This window comes from Flavobacterium sp. Root420, assembly GCF_001427905.1.
Taxonomy (GTDB): domain Bacteria; phylum Bacteroidota; class Bacteroidia; order Flavobacteriales; family Flavobacteriaceae; genus Flavobacterium.
In genome coordinates this window covers 19862-39752 of record NZ_LMEF01000016.1, presented here as the reverse complement: position 1 = coordinate 39752, position 19891 = coordinate 19862, and the positions used below count along the sequence as shown (strand labels likewise).

17 protein-coding genes are annotated in these 19891 nt (G+C 33.2%); 9 read left to right on the top strand and 8 right to left on the bottom strand.

The genetic code is table 11. The features are described from left to right. Positions 1 to 633: 633 nt before the first annotated feature. Positions 634 to 1329 (bottom strand): DUF4294 domain-containing protein, encoded by a 696-nt coding sequence (locus tag ASC72_RS11325; RefSeq protein WP_056190809.1) that lies wholly within the window; start codon positions 1327 to 1329, stop codon positions 634 to 636. 81 nt (positions 1330 to 1410) lie between these two features. On the opposite strand from ASC72_RS11325, the gene ASC72_RS11320 reads away from it, so the two are divergent. From ASC72_RS11320 to ASC72_RS11290, 7 genes are all read left to right on the top strand, one after another. Beyond that, on the top strand, positions 1411 to 2499 hold the full coding sequence (locus ASC72_RS11320) for a M42 family metallopeptidase (protein WP_056190808.1): 1089 nt from the start codon (positions 1411 to 1413) through the stop codon (positions 2497 to 2499). A gap of 60 nt (positions 2500 to 2559) precedes the next feature. After that, the gene (locus tag ASC72_RS11315) at positions 2560 to 3240 is read left to right on the top strand and encodes a response regulator transcription factor (protein WP_056190807.1); all 681 of its coding nucleotides are present in this window, start codon (positions 2560 to 2562) and stop codon (positions 3238 to 3240) included. Further along, positions 3237 to 4595, top strand: coding sequence for a HAMP domain-containing sensor histidine kinase (locus tag ASC72_RS11310; RefSeq protein ID WP_056190806.1), 1359 nt, complete (start codon positions 3237 to 3239; stop codon positions 4593 to 4595). The genes ASC72_RS11315 and ASC72_RS11310 overlap by 4 nt, the downstream gene beginning before the upstream one ends. Positions 4596 to 4703: 108 nt before the next feature. Then, on the top strand, positions 4704 to 5951 hold the full coding sequence (locus ASC72_RS11305) for a TolC family protein (protein WP_056190805.1): 1248 nt from the start codon (positions 4704 to 4706) through the stop codon (positions 5949 to 5951). A 12-nt stretch (positions 5952 to 5963) separates the two neighbouring features. Further along, positions 5964 to 7049, top strand: coding sequence for an efflux RND transporter periplasmic adaptor subunit (locus ASC72_RS11300; RefSeq protein ID WP_056190804.1), 1086 nt, complete (start codon positions 5964 to 5966; stop codon positions 7047 to 7049). A 3-nt stretch (positions 7050 to 7052) separates the two neighbouring features. Continuing rightward, a complete protein-coding gene (locus tag ASC72_RS11295) occupies positions 7053 to 10151 on the top strand; it encodes an efflux RND transporter permease subunit (protein WP_056190803.1) in 3099 nt (1032 codons plus the stop codon). A 132-nt stretch (positions 10152 to 10283) separates the two neighbouring features. Next, on the top strand, positions 10284 to 10886 hold the full coding sequence (locus ASC72_RS11290; protein ID WP_056190802.1) for a DUF2238 domain-containing protein: 603 nt from the start codon (positions 10284 to 10286) through the stop codon (positions 10884 to 10886). A gap of 87 nt (positions 10887 to 10973) precedes the next feature. Here ASC72_RS11290 and ASC72_RS11285 read toward each other — a convergent pair whose 3' ends face one another. Continuing rightward, positions 10974 to 11360: an ankyrin repeat domain-containing protein gene (locus ASC72_RS11285; protein WP_056190801.1), complete on the bottom strand. Its 387-nt coding sequence runs from the start codon at positions 11358 to 11360 to the stop codon at positions 10974 to 10976. Between the two features lie 327 nt (positions 11361 to 11687). On the opposite strand from ASC72_RS11285, the gene ASC72_RS11280 reads away from it, so the two are divergent. Further along, positions 11688 to 12227: an SRPBCC family protein gene (locus ASC72_RS11280; protein ID WP_056190800.1), complete on the top strand. Its 540-nt coding sequence runs from the start codon at positions 11688 to 11690 to the stop codon at positions 12225 to 12227. 63 nt (positions 12228 to 12290) lie between these two features. On the opposite strand, the gene ASC72_RS11275 is transcribed toward ASC72_RS11280, so the two are convergent. The 6 genes from ASC72_RS11275 to ASC72_RS11250 form a co-directional block, all read right to left on the bottom strand. Then, positions 12291 to 13247: a phosphoribosylaminoimidazolesuccinocarboxamide synthase gene (locus tag ASC72_RS11275; protein ID WP_056190799.1), complete on the bottom strand. Its 957-nt coding sequence runs from the start codon at positions 13245 to 13247 to the stop codon at positions 12291 to 12293. Positions 13248 to 13363: 116 nt separating this feature from the next. Then, positions 13364 to 15712, bottom strand: coding sequence for a prolyl oligopeptidase family serine peptidase (locus tag ASC72_RS11270; RefSeq protein WP_056190798.1), 2349 nt, complete (start codon positions 15710 to 15712; stop codon positions 13364 to 13366). A 172-nt stretch (positions 15713 to 15884) separates the two neighbouring features. Next, the gene (locus ASC72_RS11265) at positions 15885 to 16715 is read right to left on the bottom strand and encodes a Cof-type HAD-IIB family hydrolase (RefSeq protein ID WP_056190797.1); all 831 of its coding nucleotides are present in this window, start codon (positions 16713 to 16715) and stop codon (positions 15885 to 15887) included. A gap of 139 nt (positions 16716 to 16854) precedes the next feature. Next, positions 16855 to 17217 (bottom strand): DUF1801 domain-containing protein, encoded by a 363-nt coding sequence (locus tag ASC72_RS11260; protein WP_056190796.1) that lies wholly within the window; start codon positions 17215 to 17217, stop codon positions 16855 to 16857. Then, a complete protein-coding gene (locus ASC72_RS11255; RefSeq protein WP_056190795.1) occupies positions 17214 to 17699 on the bottom strand; it encodes a hypothetical protein in 486 nt (161 codons plus the stop codon). Before ASC72_RS11255 ends, ASC72_RS11260 begins: the two co-directional genes overlap by 4 nt. A 133-nt stretch (positions 17700 to 17832) precedes the next feature. Then, positions 17833 to 18783, bottom strand: coding sequence for a PhoH family protein (locus ASC72_RS11250; protein ID WP_056190794.1), 951 nt, complete (start codon positions 18781 to 18783; stop codon positions 17833 to 17835). A 271-nt stretch (positions 18784 to 19054) separates the two neighbouring features. On the opposite strand from ASC72_RS11250, the gene ASC72_RS11245 reads away from it, so the two are divergent. Then, positions 19055 to 19882 (top strand): S-adenosyl-l-methionine hydroxide adenosyltransferase family protein, encoded by an 828-nt coding sequence (locus ASC72_RS11245; protein ID WP_056190793.1) that lies wholly within the window; start codon positions 19055 to 19057, stop codon positions 19880 to 19882. Positions 19883 to 19891: the final 9 nt, after the last annotated feature.

Sequence of the window (19891 nt, the reverse complement as noted above, 5' to 3'; positions counted from 1 at the left end):
TTTGATTCTTAATGCCTGTCAGTATTTCAGTGAACGTCTATCGCTCTTGCGGGTGCAAAAGTAGCACCTTTATTGAGTTCTGCAAGCTTTTTTATTATATAATTTCAATCTTTTTTATAAGTTGCTGGTATGGCGGTTTTTATAATACGAAGTTTTTTTGGGCTTTGTTGGATTTTCCTTATTTTGGGCCATTTTACCACAAAGGCACTAAGACACAAAGTTTCGCTTTTCCCTTTTTATTGAGCTATGCCTGCTTTTCAAAAAGGCACAAAGCTGGGGTTTCCCATTTTTGTTAGGTTCTCGCAAAGACGCCAGGGCGCAAAGTCTTCCTTTTTCTTCTGCAAAACGATTATCTTTTTTGAAAACGACTCCCCTAGCCCCGATAGTTCCGAAGCCTCGGGTGGAAATCCTTTTGATTTTTTCTTTAAAAAGCAAAAGATTAGAACGGATAGCGGGAATAGCTCCTGAATAAAATCCAAATTACAATAACGAAATCCCAAATTCCAAAATGCTTTGGCTTCGCTGCGCTTGACAAAAAGATATTCGTATTGTTTCTCCTTATATATAGGTATAAAAAACAGACCCGACAGTTTTGGAAAACTGCCGGGTCGTAATACTATATATAAAGAGATACTATTTATCTTTAGCCTCTTCGGTTTTGACTTGTTTCGCTTTTGCTTCCCATTGATTCATTAGGTCGTTATAGTTTATTGGTTTAGCTGGCCTCTGATTTACCAATCGGCCGGACTCGAATGCCCTTTGAAGAATGGTTTCTATCAAATAGTCTTCGTTGACTTCGTATGGATTGTACTCTTTCTTTAAACTAATATCGAATAAATTGGCGGTGGTGTTTGAAACGAATGCTTTGAAACCACTTTTTAGGGTTCGTATTAATTCATAGGTTGTAATTCCGGTTTGTCTATGAACCAGCTTTACGAGAATCTGACCTTGTTTACGAGACAGCTTTTTTAGCCTTGCTTCGAATTCGTTATTAAGGTAGTCTTCTACAATTTTAAAATACTTCTTTTTTTCACGATTGGTTTTCAGACGCGCCATTCCCTGATTTAAAGCGGTCAATCGATCTGCAGCTAATTTAGCATAAGGATATACTTTATAAACTCTATTTTGAAGAATCATAAATTGCTTTTGGGCTTCGGGATCAAGCTTCTCTTTGGTAATGATAATCTCAGGCAATTCAATGGTATCGCCCAAAATCGAATCCCGTTCTGTTAGAATGTAGCCCATTTGCTCATTTTCTTTTGGCGTAACCTGAGCCTGGCTTGTAAACGAAATCAATATAAAGAATAAAAGAATGTAGGTGAATCTCATTGAGTCATAATTTAAATGTAAAATTATATATTTATACACAACTCTAATACCAAATTTATAATTTAGCAAAAAAATATTTTTATGAGTACAGAATCTATCTTAAAAGATACCTCAATTGCTTTCCTGGAAAGCTACCTAAATAACGCCTCACCTACTGGATATGAAAGTGAAGGACAAAAACTTTGGATGAATTATTTAAAACCATACGTTGATACTTTTATTACCGATACTTATGGAACAGCAGTAGGAATTATAAATCCTGATGCTCCTTTTAAAGTTGTAATCGAAGGTCATGCAGATGAAATTTCGTGGTATGTTAATTACATTACAGATGATGGTCTATTATATGTAATACGTAATGGTGGTTCTGATCATCAGATTGCGCCATCTAAAAGAGTTAATATTCATACTAAAAAGGGAATTGTAAAAGGTGTTTTTGGATGGCCGGCGATTCATACTCGTTTACGTGACAAGGAGGAGATTCCGAAATTAAGTAATATTTTTATTGATTTAGGATGCGAAACCAAAGAACAAGTTCTTGAAATGGGTGTTCATGTGGGTTGTGTGATTACTTATCCTGATGAATTCATGATTTTAAACGAAAATAAATTCGTTTGTCGTGCTATTGATAACAGAATGGGTGGTTTTATGATTGCTGAAGTAGCGCGTTTATTGCATGAGAACAAAAAAACACTTCCATTTGGACTGTATATTGTAAACTCAGTTCAGGAAGAGATAGGTTTACGTGGTGCTGAAATGATTGCGCAAACTATTAAACCAAATGTGGCTATTGTTACTGATGTTTGCCACGATACCACTACTCCGATGATTGACAAAAAAGTAGAAGGCGATCTTAAAATGGGTAAAGGCCCTGTAATTGCTTATGCTCCTGCAGTTCAAAATAAATTACGTGATTTAATTGTAGATACTGCAGAGGAAAATGAAATTCCATTTCAGCGTCACGCAACTTCAAGAGCGACCGGAACAGATACAGATGCTTTTGCTTATAGCAATGGCGGTGTAGCATCAGCATTGATTTCGTTACCTTTACGTTATATGCATACGACTGTTGAAATGGTTCACAAAGAAGATGTCGAAAATGTAATTCAGTTGATTTACCAATCATTATTGAAGATTGAAAACAATGAGACTTTTTCTTATTTTAAATAAGAAGTAAATTTAAAACGTCAATTCGGTTATTATTAACCGAATTGACTCATAAAAAACAACATGAAAATACTACTACTCGAAGACGATTTTACTTTATCTAAAGAAATCTCAGCATTCTTTACTTCAAAAGAATTCGAGTGTGTACCTTATTATGATGGTTCTTTGTTATTGAAAAAATATTTTCCCAACGAATATGATTTAATCATTCTTGATATTAATGTTCCGGGCACAAATGGAATTGAAGTTTGCAAGGGAATTCGGGAAGTTGACAAAAAGACACCTATCATTATGCTCACGGCTTTTAGCGAAATTGAAGATAAATTAGCTTCGTTTGATAATGGTGCTGATGATTATTTGGTTAAACCTTTTCATTTTGAAGAATTGTATGCCCGAAGTTCTTCCTTATTAAGACGAAAAGAGATTCCGCAACAATCAGAGAAAAAAATTATAATTCAGGATTTAGAAATTCTTGAAGATGACATGAAAGTATTTCGCTCAGGTGAAGAAATCAAACTGACTCCAAAAGAATTTAAATTGATTTTGATTTTGGCTCAAGTCAAAGGAAAAGTATTATCTAAGCAATTTATTGCAGAGAAACTTTGGGATTATCATATCGAAACCAATCAGAATACAATTGAAGTTTATATCAATTTTTTAAGAAAGAAAATTGATAAAGACCACGAAACAAAACTGATTCGGACCAAAATTGGTTACGGATATTATTTAAGCGATCAGGAATGACTTTAAAAAACCGAATATCACTTTTAGTTAGTTTGCTATTTACAATCCTATTTGGGTTGGCTTCTACTGTGATATTTGTTTTGTATTCTAATTTTAGAAAAGAGGAATTTCGGGATCGTCTGGAAATAAAAGCGCTTTCTAACATTAAACTTCTGGTGAATGTTAAGGAAGTCGATGATCAGCTTTTGAAAATGATTGATCAAAACTCAATTAACAGATTGTATGACGAGAAAACATTAGTATTTGATTCCAACTACAAATTAATTTACAGCAGTATTGACGATGCGAAAATAAATTGGTCTATTGATGATTTGAAATACCTTAAAAAACATAAAACCTTTTTTAAACAACAAGGCGATTATGAGGTTTATGGTGTTTTTTATGATACAAAAGACAAGGATTTTTACGCTTTAATATCTGCAACAGATGATTATGGCAAACGAAAATTGCTTTTCCTTAGATATACCCTAATTGTTTCTTATATATTCTTTACGTGTATTTGTTGGGTACTAACTTCATTTATGGTAAAAAAAGCCATGAGCCCGTTAAGTCTTTTTCATCAAAAAATAAAAAATATCAACGAGAACAATCTTGATACTCGTATCGAGTCAAAAACTACTAAAAACGAAATTGATTTGATTGCCAATGAATTTAATTTCATGATGGATCGAATTGAAATCTCCTATCAAAAACAAAAAGAATTCACGGCGCATGCCTCACACGAGCTTAGAACTCCGCTTTCCAGAATAACTTCGCAGATTGAAAATACAATTACTGATTCGGCTACTTCTGATAAAGGAAAATCTTTCTTAAAGACTATTTTAGGGGATGTCAATCAACTAACAGAATTGATTAATTCATTATTGATTCTTTCAAAAATAGATAATAAGAATCATGAAAATCATGAAGAGCATCGAATGGATGAAATTCTGTTTTCTGCAATTGAGAATTTAAATAAAAGCTTTCCTGATTTTGTGATTCTTTTTGAAATGGAAGAAAACGATAATCTGGATACTGCTTTAGAAATTAAAGGAAATAAAAACTTACTCGAAATTGCTTTAAGTAATGTTTTAAAAAATGCTTGTGTTTACTCTGATAACAAACAAGCCAAAGTAAAAATAAGCACTAAAAATAATCATCTTATCATTTCAATTTCAAATACAGGAAATACATTAGACGAAAACGAGCAAAAGAATCTTTTTCAGCCGTTTATGCGTGGTGCCAATTCCAAAGGCACAACTGGTTTTGGCCTGGGATTACGCATTGTGAATCGTATTCTGACGCTTCATAAAGCTTCAATCGAATACAGTATTCCTGGAAAAAACACCAATCTCTTTCAGTTGATTTTTCATTAAAATCATTTCCGCTTCCATCTAAATACATTTTTAAGGTCTTTTTAAGGTCGTTCTTAAGGCGTCTTAAAGTCTTGCAATAGCATCTTTGTATCAAATAAAACCGATACAATGAAAAAGTTATTTGCACTACTATTTCTGATTTTAATAAGTCAGGTAGGTTTGGCTCAAAAAACAGTCACTCTGGAAGATTGTGAAAGCCAATTTTTAAAAAACAATCTTTTTTTGCTGGCCTCTCAATATAATATTGACGCTTCAAAAGCGCTGACCATTCAAGCCCGTATTTGGGATAATCCGACAATTACCGCAGAATTAAATGCTTATAATCCGGAGAGAAATCAATATTTCGACATTGGAAAAGAGGGACAAAAAGCATTTGGTATTGAACAGCTTATTTATTTAGGTGGAAAAAAACGCAATGAAGTAAAACTGGCTCAAACTAATGAGCAATTGGCCGAATTGCAATTTAATGATCTACTAAGAACCTTAAAATTGCAGTTACGCAAAAGCTTTTATACCGTTTATTACAACACCAAAAGTCTTGAAACTACTGATAAGCAACTCGCTCACATTGAAGACTTAATCAACTCCTACTCTATTCAGGCACAAAAAGGAAATATTCCTTTGAAAGATGTTGTTCGTTTACAATCACTTTATCTGAATTTTAAAAATGAAAGAATGGAAGTGGTCAATAACAATATTGAAGAGCAGGCCAATTTGAAATTGTTATTGAACTCAACTGAAACTATAGTTCCGATTGTATCGGACACAGAATTCAATAAATATCTTAAAACTATCAATTTTGATTTAAAATCATTTGAGGATCAAGCCATCGCTAATCGCCCTGATTACTTAGCCAAACAAAAAGAAATTGATGCCAACGAAATCAATGTAAAATGGCAAAAATCACTTTCCGTTCCGGATATCACCGTTGGCGCTAATTACGATCAACGAAGCGGTGCTTTTAATAAAGAAGCAAATTTAACGCTTGGGATTCCACTTCCGCTTTGGAATAAAAACAAAGGAAACATAAAATATGCCCAAACCATTTTGGATCAATCTAAAGTTGAAAAACAAAATTTTGACTTGCAATTGCAAACAGAAATTACATCGGCATGGAATAAATGGGATGAATCACGCAAAAATTACTCGGTTATAAATCCAACCGTAAATTCTGATTTTGATGCAGTTTACAACGGAATGCTAAACAATTTTCAAAAACGAAACGTGAGTTTACTAGAGTTTACGGATTTTATGGAGAGCTACAATCAGGCAACGGTTCAGGTTAATGAATTGAAGAAAAAACTAGCACTTTCAGGAGAAGAATTAAACAGCACGATTAACAAAGACTTATTTTAAAATTAAATAAAGATGAAACATAAACTAATTATAGGAATTGCAATTGTGAGTATAGCATTCACAAGCTGTAAAAAAGAAGTCGAAAATCCGCAGACCAATACTTCTTTTGCATTAAGTGATTCAATGCTAAAAACCACTACAACGGCTGTCGCACAAACACAACCCGTAAAAAATGAATTGAATTTTTACGGAAAAATTACAGCTGACAATAATAAAATGATTGATGTTTATCCGCTTGTTGGTGGAAATGTAGTTAAAGTAAATGTTGAACTTGGAGATTATGTACACAAAGGACAAGTTTTGGCAACCATAAAAAGTACTGATATTGCCGATTTTGAGAAACAATCTCTCGATGCAAAAAGTGATTTATTAGTGGCGAAAAACAATTTGAAAGTTGCTCAGGAATTATTTGATGGAAAATTAAACTCAGAGAGCGATGTGCTTCAGGCAAAATCTGAGGTAACCAAAGCGCAATCTCAATTGGGGAAAATTCAGGAAACGTATAAAATCTATAATATCAAAGCGGGCTCTATTTATGAAGTTACGGCCCCAATTAGTGGTTTTATTATTCAAAAAAGCATTAATCAGGATATGCTTTTAAGGAGTGACCGTTCTGAAAACATTTTTGACATAGCTGAAATCAGCGAAGTTTGGGCAATGGCGAACATTAATGAAACTGATATTGATAAAGTAAAATTAGGAATTGATGCCGATGTAACCACTTTGAGTTATCCCGATAAAGTATTTAAAGGAAAAGTGGATAAAATTTTCAATGTAATTGATCCGGAAACCAAAGCAATGCAGGCGCGTATAAAACTTCAAAATCCGGGTTATTTATTAAAACCTGATATGAATGCCAACATCAAATTATCTTTTAAAGAAGATAAATCTTTAATCGCTATTCCGAGTAACTCTATTGTTTTTGATAAAAGTAAAAATTTCGTCATGGTTTTTAAAGACCGTCACAATATCGAAACCAGACAAGTTGAAGTTTACAGCGTTGTCGGAGACACTACTTACATTTCAAGTGGCTTGAAAGAAAATGAAAAAGTCATTACCAACAATCAGTTATTTATTTATCGCGCCTTAAACGAATAAGTCATGAACAAATTCATCAGAAATATTATTGCTTTTTCTCTTAAGAATAAAGCATTCACCTTTTTTTGGGTGGGATTATTGGCGGTTGCCGGATTTATTTCTTTCAAAAATATGCCAATTGATGCCTTTCCGGATGTAACGAATACTCAGATTATCATTATTACACAATGGAATGGAAAAAGTGCTGAAGAAGTAGAACGTTTTGTGACTTCTCCAATCGAAATCTCGATGAACTCAGTGCAGAAAAAGACCAGCGTTCGTAGTATCACCATGTTTGGATTATCTGTAATCAAAATCATTTTTGATGATGGAGTTGATGATACTTTTGCACGTCAGCAAGTCAATAATTTATTGAAAAATGTTTCACTTCCAGAAGATGTCGAACCCGATGTTCAGCCTCCGTACGGACCGACTGGAGAAATATTCAGATACATTGTAAAAAGTAACAGCAGAGACAGTAGAGAATTATTGACTTATCAAAACTGGGTTATCGACAAACAATTACGTTCCGTTCCCGGTGTTGCCGATTTAAATGTTTTTGGTGGCCAAACTAAAACTTATGAAGTTGGTGTTGATCCTATCAAATTAGCCAAATACAACATTACACCATTACAAGTTTACAATGCTGTAAATGCAGGAAACCTAAATGTTGGTGGAGATATTATTGAGAAAAACGGACAAGCCTTTGTAGTTCGCGGTGTCGGGTTATTAAAATCTATTCCGGATATTGAGAATATTATTGTTGATGATGCTGGAGGAAATCCAATTTTGGTAAAAAATGTCGCATCAGTTTACGAAAGTTCTATGCCAAGAGTTGGACAAACCGGAATTGGTAAAAACGACGATGCAGTTGAAGGAATCGTTGTGATGCGGAAAGGCGAAAATGCTCAGGAAACATTGGCTTTGATCAAAGATAAAATCAAGGATTTAAATGATAATGTTCTTCCAAAAGACATCAAAATAGAAACCTTTTACGATCGTGATAATTTGATGAATTTCACGACGGAAACCGTAATGCACAATTTATTCGAAGGAATTATTCTGGTTACTTGTGTCGTATTTCTTTTTATGGCCGATTGGCGAACTACTTTCACGGTTTCGATTGTTATTCCGTTGTCCTTATTGTTTGCTTTTTTATGTCTGAAGATGATGGGAATGAGTGCCAACCTACTGAGTTTGGGTGCAGTCGATTTCGGAATTATTATTGATGGCGCGGTGGTGATGGTCGAGGGATTGTTTGTGGTATTGGACCACCGGGCGCATCAATTGGGAATGACGGCTTACAATAAAATTGCTAAAGGAAGTTTGATTAAAAAAACCGGAACAGAAATGGGTAAAGCTATTTTCTTTTCTAAATTAATCATCATTACTGCTTTATTGCCAATATTTTCATTCCAGAAAGTAGAAGGAAAAATGTTCTCGCCCCTAGCCTATACTTTAGGTTTTGCCTTAATGGGAGCCTTACTTTTTACTTTGACATTAGTTCCGGTGTTATCACATATTCTATTAAATAAAAATGTAAAAGAGAAAAATAATCCGTTCGTGAATTTCTGGGACAGAATTGTAAGCAAAGGATTTGCCTGGACTTTTAAACATAAAGTAAAAACGTTGATCGCTTCAATAACTATTTTGGTTGCAGTTTTCTTCTCTGCTACTTTTTTAGGAACTGAATTCCTGCCACAATTAAATGAAGGTGCTTTATGGGTAACGGCAGAATTACCAATGAGTACTTCGCTTCCTGAAAGTGTACAAACGGCTTCAATGATTCGAAAAGATTTGGAAAGTTTTCCGGAAGTCAAAAATGTATTATCGCAAACGGGTCGAAGCAACGACGGAACAGATCCAAACGGATTTGGTTTTATTCAGCTTCAGGTTGATTTGAAGCCGAAATCAGAATGGAAACGAAATATCAATATGGATGAGTTGATTAATGAAATGGATAACAAGCTGAAAGTTCATCAGGGAATTACCTATAATTATTCTCAACCCGTTATTGATAACGTAGCCGAATCTGTAGCTGGTTTTAAAGCTTCAAATGCAGTAAAAATTTATGGAGATGATTTAGATAAACTCGATGAATTATCAAATGAAGTTCTGGCAAAAATCAAAGATATTCCAGGTATAAAAGATGCGGGAATTCTACGAAATGTGGGTCAGCCAGAAATCAGCGTGATTTTGGACAGAGAAAAAATGGCTGCTTACGGCGTTACATTGAGTGATGCTCAGGCAGTTTTAGAATTGGCTTTTGGAGGAAAAACGGCTACTCAAAAATATGAAGATGAAAAGAAATTTGATGTAAGAGTTCGTTTTTCAAAAGAATACCGAAAAGATGAAGAAGATTTGGCCGAACTTAAAGTTCCAACCATTAGTGGCGTTAAAATTCCGTTGAAAGAAATCTGCGACATTAAAACTGTTACCGGTCCGGCTTTCATTTACAGAGACAATACAAAACGTTTTATTGGAGTAAAATTTTCTGTTCGTGATCGTGATTTAGGAAGTACTATTGCTGAAGCACAGAAAAAAGTGGCGGAATTAAAAATGCCGAACGGTTACACTACAGGCTGGACAGGCGAATTTGAAAATCAGGTTCGTGCCAGTGCGCGTTTGGCTCAAGTTGTACCGATCAGTTTAATTGGAATATTTGTATTGCTATTTATTTTGTTTGGAAATATCAAAGATTCGTTGCTTGTTTTGGCCAATGTTCCGTTTGCAATTATTGGTGGGATAATGGCACTACATATTACGGGAATGAATTTCGGAATCTCGGCTGGTGTTGGTTTTATTGCTCTCTTGGGGATTTGTATCCAGAATGGAGTTATTTTGATTTCTGAGTTTCATCATAATCTGAAGGCCAAATTCACTCTCGAAGAATCTATTTTCATGGGAGTAAAAGCCAGAACAAGAGCTGTAGTTATGACAGCCTTAATGGCATCAATAGGTTTAATGCCAGCTGCAATTTCAACCGGAATTGGTTCTGAATCGCAAAAACCATTAGCCATTGTAATTATTGGAGGTCTGATTACAGCAACAATTTTAACGTTATTGGTTTTTCCAATTATATTTTGGGTTTTCAACCGCAAAAAACATGCTCCTATTGAGTAAACCTAAAATTGATAGATTGGTTAAATCAGTTTGATTCGGTTAAAAAGAAAAAGCATCATTATTGTTAATGATGCTTTTTTGATTCCATTACATTTTAGTTTAATATCTTGCATTACATCAATTAAATCATTTATGAGATATATTTACTTTTTAATAACGCTGTTTTCAATTTCATTATTGGCTTCAATCATTAATCCAAAAGAGGGATTTACCTGTTTTCTTGAAGTCATCCCGGCAATTATTGGGTTTCTGATTTTAACTTTCACTTTCAAAAAATTTCGTTTTACGAATTTTACCTATACTTTGATCTTAATACATTGTATCATTTTATTTATTGGTGGGCATTATACGTATGCAGAAGTTCCATTCTTTGATTATCTAAAAGAAGTTTTTCATCAAAGCAGAAATAATTATGATAAAGTAGGACATTTTGCCCAGGGATTTGTTCCGGCAATGATAATCAGAGAACTGTTCATCCGAAAAGAAGTAATCAATAATAAAAGCTTTTTCAACTTTATTATTGTTAGTGTTTGTTTGGCCATTAGTGCTGCTTACGAATTTATAGAATGGTTTGTATCACTAGCAACAGGCGAAGGCGGAGATTCTTTTTTAGGAACGCAGGGTTATATTTGGGACACGCAATCAGATATGTTATATGCAACGATTGGAGCAATTACAGCTTTGATTTTGTTCTTTAAAATGCAGAATAAACAGATTCAGAAAATAAATTTTTAAGTGCTATCGCATAGCATAAAAAATAAAAAACGACCTTCTGCTCAAGGAAGGTCGTTTTTTTATACTGACTCAAACTAGTTTAAACTCTTATTTTAAATCTTTCAAAACTGCAATAGCCTCTGTTGCATTTGACAATTGTGCATATTTTAATGCAGTAAAACCCTGTTCATTTTTATCAGAAAGGCGTGCACCATTTTCTAATAAAACTTTAATAATTTCAACTTTATTATATCGCGCTGCGATCATTAAAGGTGTCATATCTTCTTCAGATTTTTCATTTACGTTTGCACCATAAGCAATAAATTTTTTCACTACTTCTACATCTCCTTTGCTAACTGCAACGTGTAGTGGAGATGAAAAATTATGCGAAACCTCGATACTTGGGTTTCCTACTAATGATGTGTGATTCGCCGCCATTGAAACATTGGCAAAAGCTACTAAAGCTACTCCTAAAATAATTACTGATTTTTTCATGTTGATTGATTGTTAAATTGATTGATTATTGATGATTTTTAAATTCTATGTAAATGTAATTCTATTTTTTGTATTATGCATTACCAAGTACCTTGTTTTAACTAATTCTTAACATTCATTTAATAAAAACCTAATAAACCCTTTCGAATGTTAAATTACCGTTTTATATATAGACGCTCGTTTATTCAATATGTTACAGTTTAAATCAAAAAAATATAAAAAATCTTATATTTTTTTTGGGATATTATAAATCATTGTTTAACTTTTTTAACTTTACTCTATTGAATATTAGCAAAATAATCAATACTAACCCTAAAACTACAGCTTATGTTTATCCTTAAAAGAATTTTACTAATCCTGATATTAATTGTATCAGTTGTATTAATTGCCGCTTATTTTATGCCTAGAGATTATGCAATACAAAGAGAAATTACCATCAATAAACCTGTTGATAGTGTTTTTAACTATGTGAGATATTTAAAAAATCAAAACGATTTTAGCGTTTGGGCTAATATCGATCCTAAAATGAAATCAACTTATAAAGGAACTGACGGAACTATTGGTGCCATTGCGGCCTGGGAAAGTGATGTAAAAGATGTTGGAGTTGGAGAACAGGAAATTACCAAAATAACAGAAGGGAGGCGTATTGATTTTGCATTACGTTTTAAAGAACCAATGAATGACACCGCTGTTGGTTTTATGTCTACAGAAGCAGTTTCGGGAAATCAAACAAAAGTAAAATGGGGAATCAACGGTGTTTTTCCTTATCCAATGAATATCATGATGCCCATGATGAAAATGGATGCAATGCTTGGGGAAGATTTACAAAAAGGGCTAGAAAATTTAAAAGTCAAAATGGAGCAATAAAAAAAATACCCCAGATTAAAAGAGTTATTTTAATCTGGGGTATTATAAGCAAGTATAAAATAATTATTCCTTATTAGAAAGATACTCTACTACATTATTATTAATACGCTGATCAATATTTGCAATATCTGCCTTAACGAATTTTTCTCCTAAAATATTTTCATATAATTCAATATATCTTTCAGAAACAGATTGGATATATTCATCGGACATATCTGGAATTTGTTGTCCTTCCTGACCCTGAAATCCATTCTCGATCAACCAACGACGTACAAACTCTTTTGACAATTGTTTTTGCTCCTCACCTTTTTCCTGTCTTTCCTGATATCCATCAGCATAAAAATAACGTGAAGAATCCGGCGTATGAATTTCATCAATCAAAACAATAACACCGTCTCTTGTTTTTCCGAATTCGTATTTTGTATCTACTAAAATCAAACCACGACTTGCAGCGATTTCAGTTCCTCTTTGAAATAAATCACGAGTATATTTTTCTAAAACTATATAATCCTCTTCAGTAACAATTCCTTTTGCTAATATATCTTCACGCGAAATATCTTCATCATGAGAACCGTTGTCTGCTTTTGTCGTTGGCGTAATGATTGGTTCAGGAAATTTATCATTTTCCTTTAAACCTTCAGCCATTGTAACACCACAAATTTGTCTTTTTCCAGCAGCATATTCACGAGCAGCATGTCCTGAAACATAACCACGAATGACCATTTCTACTTTAAATGGGTCACATAAATGCCCAACAGCAACATTTGGATCTGGGGTCGCAATCAACCAATTCGGAACAATATCTTCAGTCAATTCCATAAATCTGGTTGCAATCTGATTCAGAATTTGCCCTTTGTATGGAATCCCTTTTGGTAAAACCACATCAAAAGCCGAAAGTCTATCGGTTGCTACCATCACTAAAAGTTCGTCATTAATATTATAAACTTCCCTAACTTTTCCGCGGTAAACTGATTTCTGATTCGGAAAATTAAAATTTGTTGTTGTAATTGTATTGCTCATTATCCTAAGTTGTGTTGTTGTTTTTACGAATGCAAATTTAAAACTAATTAAAAGAGCAAACAAGAAAGTATTCAGTTTTCAGTCGCAGTTTTCAGTTTTGATACTGCGACTGAAAACTACTTTTTAAGCAGCGTTGAATTAAATAAGTTTAAAATTCTGCCGTATTCGTCAATCCATGAATAAGTTTCTTTAAATCCGTGCGATTCTACAGGGAAAGAAGCCAAACTCCAATTCTTCTTCTCCAATTCAATAAAACGTTGAGACAAACGTACAATATCTTTATACTCTACATTATCATCAACCATTCCGTGAAGCATTACTAAGTTTCCTTTTAAGTTATCTGCAAAATAAATTGGTGAGCTTTTTTTGTAGGCTTCCGGATCTGTTTCAGGAAAATTCAAAATATTTCCAGTGTATCCGTGATTGTAATGTGCCCAATCTGTAACCGAACGTAGTGCAGCTCCCGAAGTAAATTCGCCCGGAGTTGTCAACATTCCCATCAAAGTGATAAAACCACCATAAGAACCACCATAGATACCTACTCTATTGGCATCAATACCATATTTCTCTACTAATAATTTCTTTCCATCAAGATGATCAGATAAATCTTTTCCTCCCATAAAACGATAAATTCCGGTTCTAAAATCCCTACCGTAACCGTCACTTCCTCTATAATCAATGTCTAAAACAGTATAACCTAAATCGGTCAACAAATTATGAAACATATATTCTCTGTAATAATTGCTCCAAAAATTATGAGCATTTTGAAGATATCCTGCACCATGTACAAAAATTACAGCAGCTTTATTGGCAACTTCTGTCTTTGGCGTATAAATTCTTGCGTTAACCGGAGTTCCGTCCTGAGCCTTAAATGTGATTACTTCAGGAGTTCTCCATTGGTATTGTTTGAAATCCTCTGTCGTTGAAGAAGAAATTTGCTGTAAACTCGTATTCTTTTTATTATCAGCTACATAAAAATCCCAAGGTATATTTTTATACGAATAACGAACTAAAAGTGATTTTTCGTCCGGCGAAAGCACTACTTCGTGCGCTCCGTCTTTGGTTAAGATTGGTTGTAATACACCATCTGCAACAGCTAATTTGTAGAAATTTCTATTTCCGGGATGCGTTGTGTTTGTACTTAAGTAAAACACTTTTTTATCTTTCGATAGAGTAACATCACGAACTTCCCAATTACCTTGTGTTAATTGCGTTTTCTTTTTTGTTTTTACATTATAAGTATACAAATGAGAATATCCTGTAGCTTCAGACTGAAAATAAATTGTTTCGTTATCAGCCAGGAAATCTAAGTTTCCGGAAGAAAATGAATATCCCGGAATTCCAGGTCCGCCAATCCAGGCTTCATCGTGTTGGTGTTCAATTTCTTCAAAAGTTCCTTTATCTAAATTTAAATTTACCAACCATCTGTCTTTGTTATCCTGACTTCTGATTTCAACAATTGCCAATGATCCACCTTCGTTGTAAACGGGTGCCTGAGGAACAATTAACCTATCTTCTTTTGGTTTGTTTTTTAAATTATCATACTGCTCGAAATACTTTGGCGTATCCTGAATATGACTTAAAGTTGAAAAATTTACATAATAAACAGAGTCTTTTGCAACAGAATAAATTCCAAATTTAGTTTTTACAAAATTTGCTGTAGAAACTTTCTCCTTCGTATCTGGAGTTTGGTTATAACCATCAGCAGTAATAAAAACTTCCATTTTTTCTTTTTTGGTTTCTGTATCTTCTATCAATCTAAAAGTGGCAAAATTTCCGTTTGGATTCACTTTTAAATTATTAAAATTATCTTTTCCATAAAAATATTCTTTGGCAAAATCAGATTTCACTTCTTTGCTTTTGGCAAGATTCCATTTTTTTCTGGCATCTTTATCTTTTATGAATTGAAACAATTCTTTTTGTTGGGTATTTAAAAAAGTCTCTTTTTCCGGTTTTATTTCTTTTTTAACTCCTTTGCTAAAATTAGTGATTTGCAAAACCGTTCCTTCCTTAGTATTGTATTTAAAGATGTTATCGTTTTGTGCAAAAAAAAGTATTCCGGCTTGGGATCCCAATTGCAAATTAGAAATTGCCGTAGATTGCTGAATTAATTTTTTTGAAATTTTAGATTGAATTGAATAGGAATACAAGCTTCCTTTATCTAAATAGTAAACAACATCAGATCCTGGTTTACTTTTAAAATCCATTTGAGAAAAAACTGCTTCTTTTGGCAAGACAACTTCTGGTTTTGTCATTCCTTTTTGCCAGAAATAAGTACTTGTTCCTAATTCATCTTTCGGATTCCATTCAAAATAGACTTTCTTTCCGTCTAAAGACCAGCGTCCATTTGTTGGTTGATTTCCAATAAAAGATTCGCCTTTCATTATTTCTTCTAATTTTAGATTCTGACTTTTACCAGAAATCGAAAGAAATAAAAAGGCAAGGATAAAAATGTTTTTTGTCATGGTAGTAGTATTTTGAGAAAACAAAAATACACTTTGAAAATTATTAAAAAAATGTTTTTGTCAATTGCCTGCGAAATCCTTTATGAATTGTGCATTTAAAATAAAAAATCCCTGAAGAACTACCTTCAAGGATTATATTTTTATTAAAAACCTAAAAAATTAGAATTGCTAATTAACTTGTTGCATATTCTTTATTCAAAATTTTAGAAGAAATATATTTGGCTACTCCGTCTTCAGCATTAGTTTTAATTACTTCTAAATTTGGTAAAGTTTCTTTTAATAAAGCTGGTGCATTACCCATAATTAATCCTTTTCCCGAGGCAGATAACATTTGAACATCATTAAAACCATCACCAAAAGAAACCGCTTCTTCTAAAGTAAATCCTTCTTTTTCTAAAACTCTTTCAATTGCAACTGCTTTGTCTATAGCTTTATCCATAAATTCTAAACAAGTTGGTAAACTGAAAGCGTGATGTAAATATTCTGAAGAATTGGCCAAAATAGCGTCCTTTAGTTTTACTAATTTTTCATGATCGTCACAGGAGAAGAAAATCTTGATAGCACCAAAATCTTCCAAAGTTTTATAATCTACCAATTCTGGTTTATATTTTAATTCTGATTGAAAAGCATTTAACTTTTCATTTATTCTGTTTGTTTGCCAAACATTTTCTTTGAATAAAACGACTGTAATTTCAGGGTCAATTTCAACGTTTAAAGCATTTTTTACAACCTCACTATCTAAGTTGAATGAAAATAATTCTTCTTTATTTGGCGAATGAATTCTCGCTCCGTTTGAACTCACTAAATAAACAGGTACTTCAAGTGTTTCAATAATAGCCATGGCATCAAGATGATGACGACCAGTAGCAACAACGATAAGATAATTTTGATTGTGAAGTTCCTGAAAAATTGATTTGGTATAATCTGAAATTTTGTGCTGAGGATTGAGTAAAGTTCCGTCAAGGTCACTTACTACAACTTTTATATTTTTAAGCTTAGTCATATTAAAAATCAAGTATTTATGAAATGCAAATTTACGGCTTTAGGCCCAGAAGAACAAAGATTACATAGCATAAAAGCCGGAAATAAGATAAGTTTATTATTTATTTAACTATTTCATTAAATATTGAATTATAAACAATTTAAATTTTTATAATTCCGGATTTGTATAAATTTAATGCTTTCTGAACGACCCTTTCAATCTGCTCCAAAGGCAAATCTTCATCACCATTAAACAACATTATTTTCATTCTGGAACGCGCTTCCTGAAGCAAAAAAGATTCATCAAAATGCTTTCCTTCTACAATTCCGATATACGGTTGCTTGTATTTTTTATGAATCCATAAATAGCAGAACATTTTTCCTTTGTAACAAAAAAAGGGCATTCCGTATTTCAGGACGTGAGTAATTTCATAATCTTGTTTTAGAATAATTTCTCGCAATGCAAGAAACACACCTTTTACAGGTTCTTCTTGTTTTAAGTAGAAATCATCTATTTGTTTCATTTTCTAATTTTTTGAGTTCTGGCGTAAGCAATTTTCAGAGTATCAGAACAATTAGAACTGGCTTTTAATTTGTAAACTAAAGAATCATTTTTGATGTAAAATATTTCTTTATTGAAAATTGCAAAAGAAGCATCGTCTTTAGGATTACAATTTGGAATTGTCAATAGATTTTTTCCTTTGTACTTTCCAAAAGGAATACATTCAACAAAAGGAAACATTCTATAACATGTATCACTAGTTGTACTGTTTAACTCTATTGAATCTCCAATCATTTCCCACTTTCCTTTTGATAATACTCTCCAATCACAGCCTGCACTTCTATAAGAAAAAGAACTGTCTTTATTTATTTTTATACTGGATCTGCCAGGAACAATATATTCTGTATCATACCAAGTCCCAGCAAATTTATTGACTGGAATTTCTGGTTTCTTACATGAAGTGAATGACATAAGTACTAAAAAACTAAATATTCTAATTGCCATTCAGAAGCTTATTTTAAAATCTAATTTTCTAATTAAAAAAAATATTCGTTTTACACATTTCTAAAAAGATATGCATAAAACGAATATAAATGTCAAAACACATTTCACGATTTACATTTGACATTCTATAAAATTAATCGTGATTTTCTATTTGCTTGTAAGCGTCAATTACCTTTTTCACTAATCTGTGACGTACGATATCTTTGTCATCCAGATAAATAATTCCGATTCCGTCAACGTCTTTCAGAACCAAAATGGCTTCTTTAAGCCCAGAAATAGTTCTACGTGGTAAATCGACCTGTCCAGGATCTCCCGTAATCATAAATTTGGCGTTTTTTCCCATACGGGTCAAAAACATTTTCATTTGTGAGTGGGTAGTGTTCTGTGCCTCGTCAAGAATAACAAAGGCGTTATCAAGTGTGCGCCCACGCATAAATGCCAATGGCGCAATCTGAATAATTCCTTTTAAAATATAATCTTCGAGTTTTTCGTTCGGCAACATGTCGCGCAAAGCATCATAAAGAGGTTGCATGTACGGATCTAGTTTTTCTTTCATATCGCCGGGTAAAAAACCAAGATTTTCTCCCGCTTCTACCGCTGGTCGGGTAAGTATGATCCTTTTTACTTCTTTGTCTTTAAGCGCTTTAACCGCCATTGCTACACCGGTATAAGTTTTACCGGTTCCGGCAGGGCCAACAGCAAATACCATATCATTTTTTTTGATGGTATCTACCAGTAGTTGCTGGTTAGGCGTCATGGCCTTAATTATTTTACCGCCAACACCATGAACTAATATTTTGTCATGATCGTATGATTTTCTTTCATCCTGACCATCACTCATAATTACGCGTTCAATTACATTATCATCAATGTTGTTGTATCGGGTAAAATGGAGCATTAACCTTTGAAATCTTTTTTCGAATTCATCTAAAACTTCTTTTTCGCCAAATGCTTTTAAAGTCGTCCCTCTTGCTACTATTTTAAGCTTTGGGTAGTACTTTTTAATTATTTCAAGATGAGTGTCTTGAGCGCCCCAAAAGTCTTTTGGAGCGATGTCTATTAGCTCGATAATTCTCTCGTTCAAATGAGGTAGTTTTAAATTAAAAATAAATTTGTTTTGTAAATCTATTGTTGTCGGGTATTTTTTTGAGTAACAGTTTTCAGTCGCAGTCGCAGTTTTAATCGTATCAGTTTACTTTCTTTTTTTACAAACTGTAAACTGAAACCGCAAACTGAGACTAAATTTATAAATTGTCTTTTCTTTCTTTCAATTTGTATTTAGTATTATTAGATTTGCATTTCTCAAATTTAATGAAAATTAGATTTAAATACTACCAATAGTTATAAACAAAATTATGTCAATAATTACCCTTACTACTGATTACGGCTTAAAAGACCACTTTGTTGGTTCGCTAAAGGGTAAAATTCTTTCTGAATATTCAGAGGTTCAAATTATTGACATTTCGCATGATATAGATCCATTTAATACAGCCGAAGCAAGTTATGTTATTGGCGCCTCTTATTTAAGTTTTCCTAAAGGAACCGTGCATCTTATTGGTGTTGATATTGAGCGAAATAAAGAAAATCAGCATATTGCTATGCAATGGAACGATCATTACTTTATTTGTGCTGATAACGGAATTCTGAGTATGCTAACGCAGAAAATCGTTCCGCAGAAAATTGTCGAAATTAATATTCACGATCGTTTTCCAGCTGAGTTCAGCGATTTAGATATTTTCATACAAGTGGCCTGCCATATTGCAAAAGGCGGTTTACTGAATGTTATTGGTAAAGAAGTTACTGGAATTAAACAGATTACCGAATTACAAGCTGTAGTTGCTAACGATGGAAATTCGCTAAAAGGATATGTTATTTACATTGACCATTTTGGAAACATTGTGACCAACATCTCAAAACAGCAATTTATAGAAGTTGCCAAAGGCCGTCCGTACGAGATTGTTATGAAACCAAAAAGCATCAAAACAATTTTACCTAATTACTCTGCTATTGCGACTTCAGAGAAATATCCAATCAAAACGTATGAGGGCGAAAAATTAGCGATCTTTAACGAAGCTGGGTTTCTCGAAATTGCCATTTTTAGAAGTAATCCTTCAAAAGTGGGTTCTGCAAATAGTTTGTTAGGATTGAATTATCGTGATGTTATTACGATTCAATTTTTATAATTAGTAATG

What these genes read in the sequence shown, in the direction of transcription:
- ASC72_RS11295 (WP_056190803.1), top strand. Translation starts at nt 7,053, where the DNA reads ATGAACAAATTCATCAGAAATATTATTGCTTTTTCTCTTAAGAATAAA.
- ASC72_RS11245 (WP_056190793.1), top strand. Translation starts at nt 19,055, where the DNA reads ATGTCAATAATTACCCTTACTACTGATTACGGCTTAAAAGACCACTTT.
- ASC72_RS11265 (WP_056190797.1), bottom strand. Translation starts at nt 16,715, where the DNA reads ATGACTAAGCTTAAAAATATAAAAGTTGTAGTAAGTGACCTTGACGGA.
- ASC72_RS11285 (WP_056190801.1), bottom strand. Translation starts at nt 11,360, where the DNA reads ATGAAAAAATCAGTAATTATTTTAGGAGTAGCTTTAGTAGCTTTTGCC.
- ASC72_RS11270 (WP_056190798.1), bottom strand. Translation starts at nt 15,712, where the DNA reads ATGACAAAAAACATTTTTATCCTTGCCTTTTTATTTCTTTCGATTTCT.
- ASC72_RS11260 (WP_056190796.1), bottom strand. Translation starts at nt 17,217, where the DNA reads ATGAAACAAATAGATGATTTCTACTTAAAACAAGAAGAACCTGTAAAA.
- ASC72_RS11300 (WP_056190804.1), top strand. Translation starts at nt 5,964, where the DNA reads ATGAAACATAAACTAATTATAGGAATTGCAATTGTGAGTATAGCATTC.
- ASC72_RS11280 (WP_056190800.1), top strand. Translation starts at nt 11,688, where the DNA reads ATGTTTATCCTTAAAAGAATTTTACTAATCCTGATATTAATTGTATCA.
- ASC72_RS11320 (WP_056190808.1), top strand. Translation starts at nt 1,411, where the DNA reads ATGAGTACAGAATCTATCTTAAAAGATACCTCAATTGCTTTCCTGGAA.
- ASC72_RS11305 (WP_056190805.1), top strand. Translation starts at nt 4,704, where the DNA reads ATGAAAAAGTTATTTGCACTACTATTTCTGATTTTAATAAGTCAGGTA.
- ASC72_RS11315 (WP_056190807.1), top strand. Translation starts at nt 2,560, where the DNA reads ATGAAAATACTACTACTCGAAGACGATTTTACTTTATCTAAAGAAATC.
- ASC72_RS11310 (WP_056190806.1), top strand. Translation starts at nt 3,237, where the DNA reads ATGACTTTAAAAAACCGAATATCACTTTTAGTTAGTTTGCTATTTACA.
- ASC72_RS11255 (WP_056190795.1), bottom strand. Translation starts at nt 17,699, where the DNA reads ATGGCAATTAGAATATTTAGTTTTTTAGTACTTATGTCATTCACTTCA.
- ASC72_RS11325 (WP_056190809.1), bottom strand. Translation starts at nt 1,329, where the DNA reads ATGAGATTCACCTACATTCTTTTATTCTTTATATTGATTTCGTTTACA.
- ASC72_RS11275 (WP_056190799.1), bottom strand. Translation starts at nt 13,247, where the DNA reads ATGAGCAATACAATTACAACAACAAATTTTAATTTTCCGAATCAGAAA.
- ASC72_RS11290 (WP_056190802.1), top strand. Translation starts at nt 10,284, where the DNA reads ATGAGATATATTTACTTTTTAATAACGCTGTTTTCAATTTCATTATTG.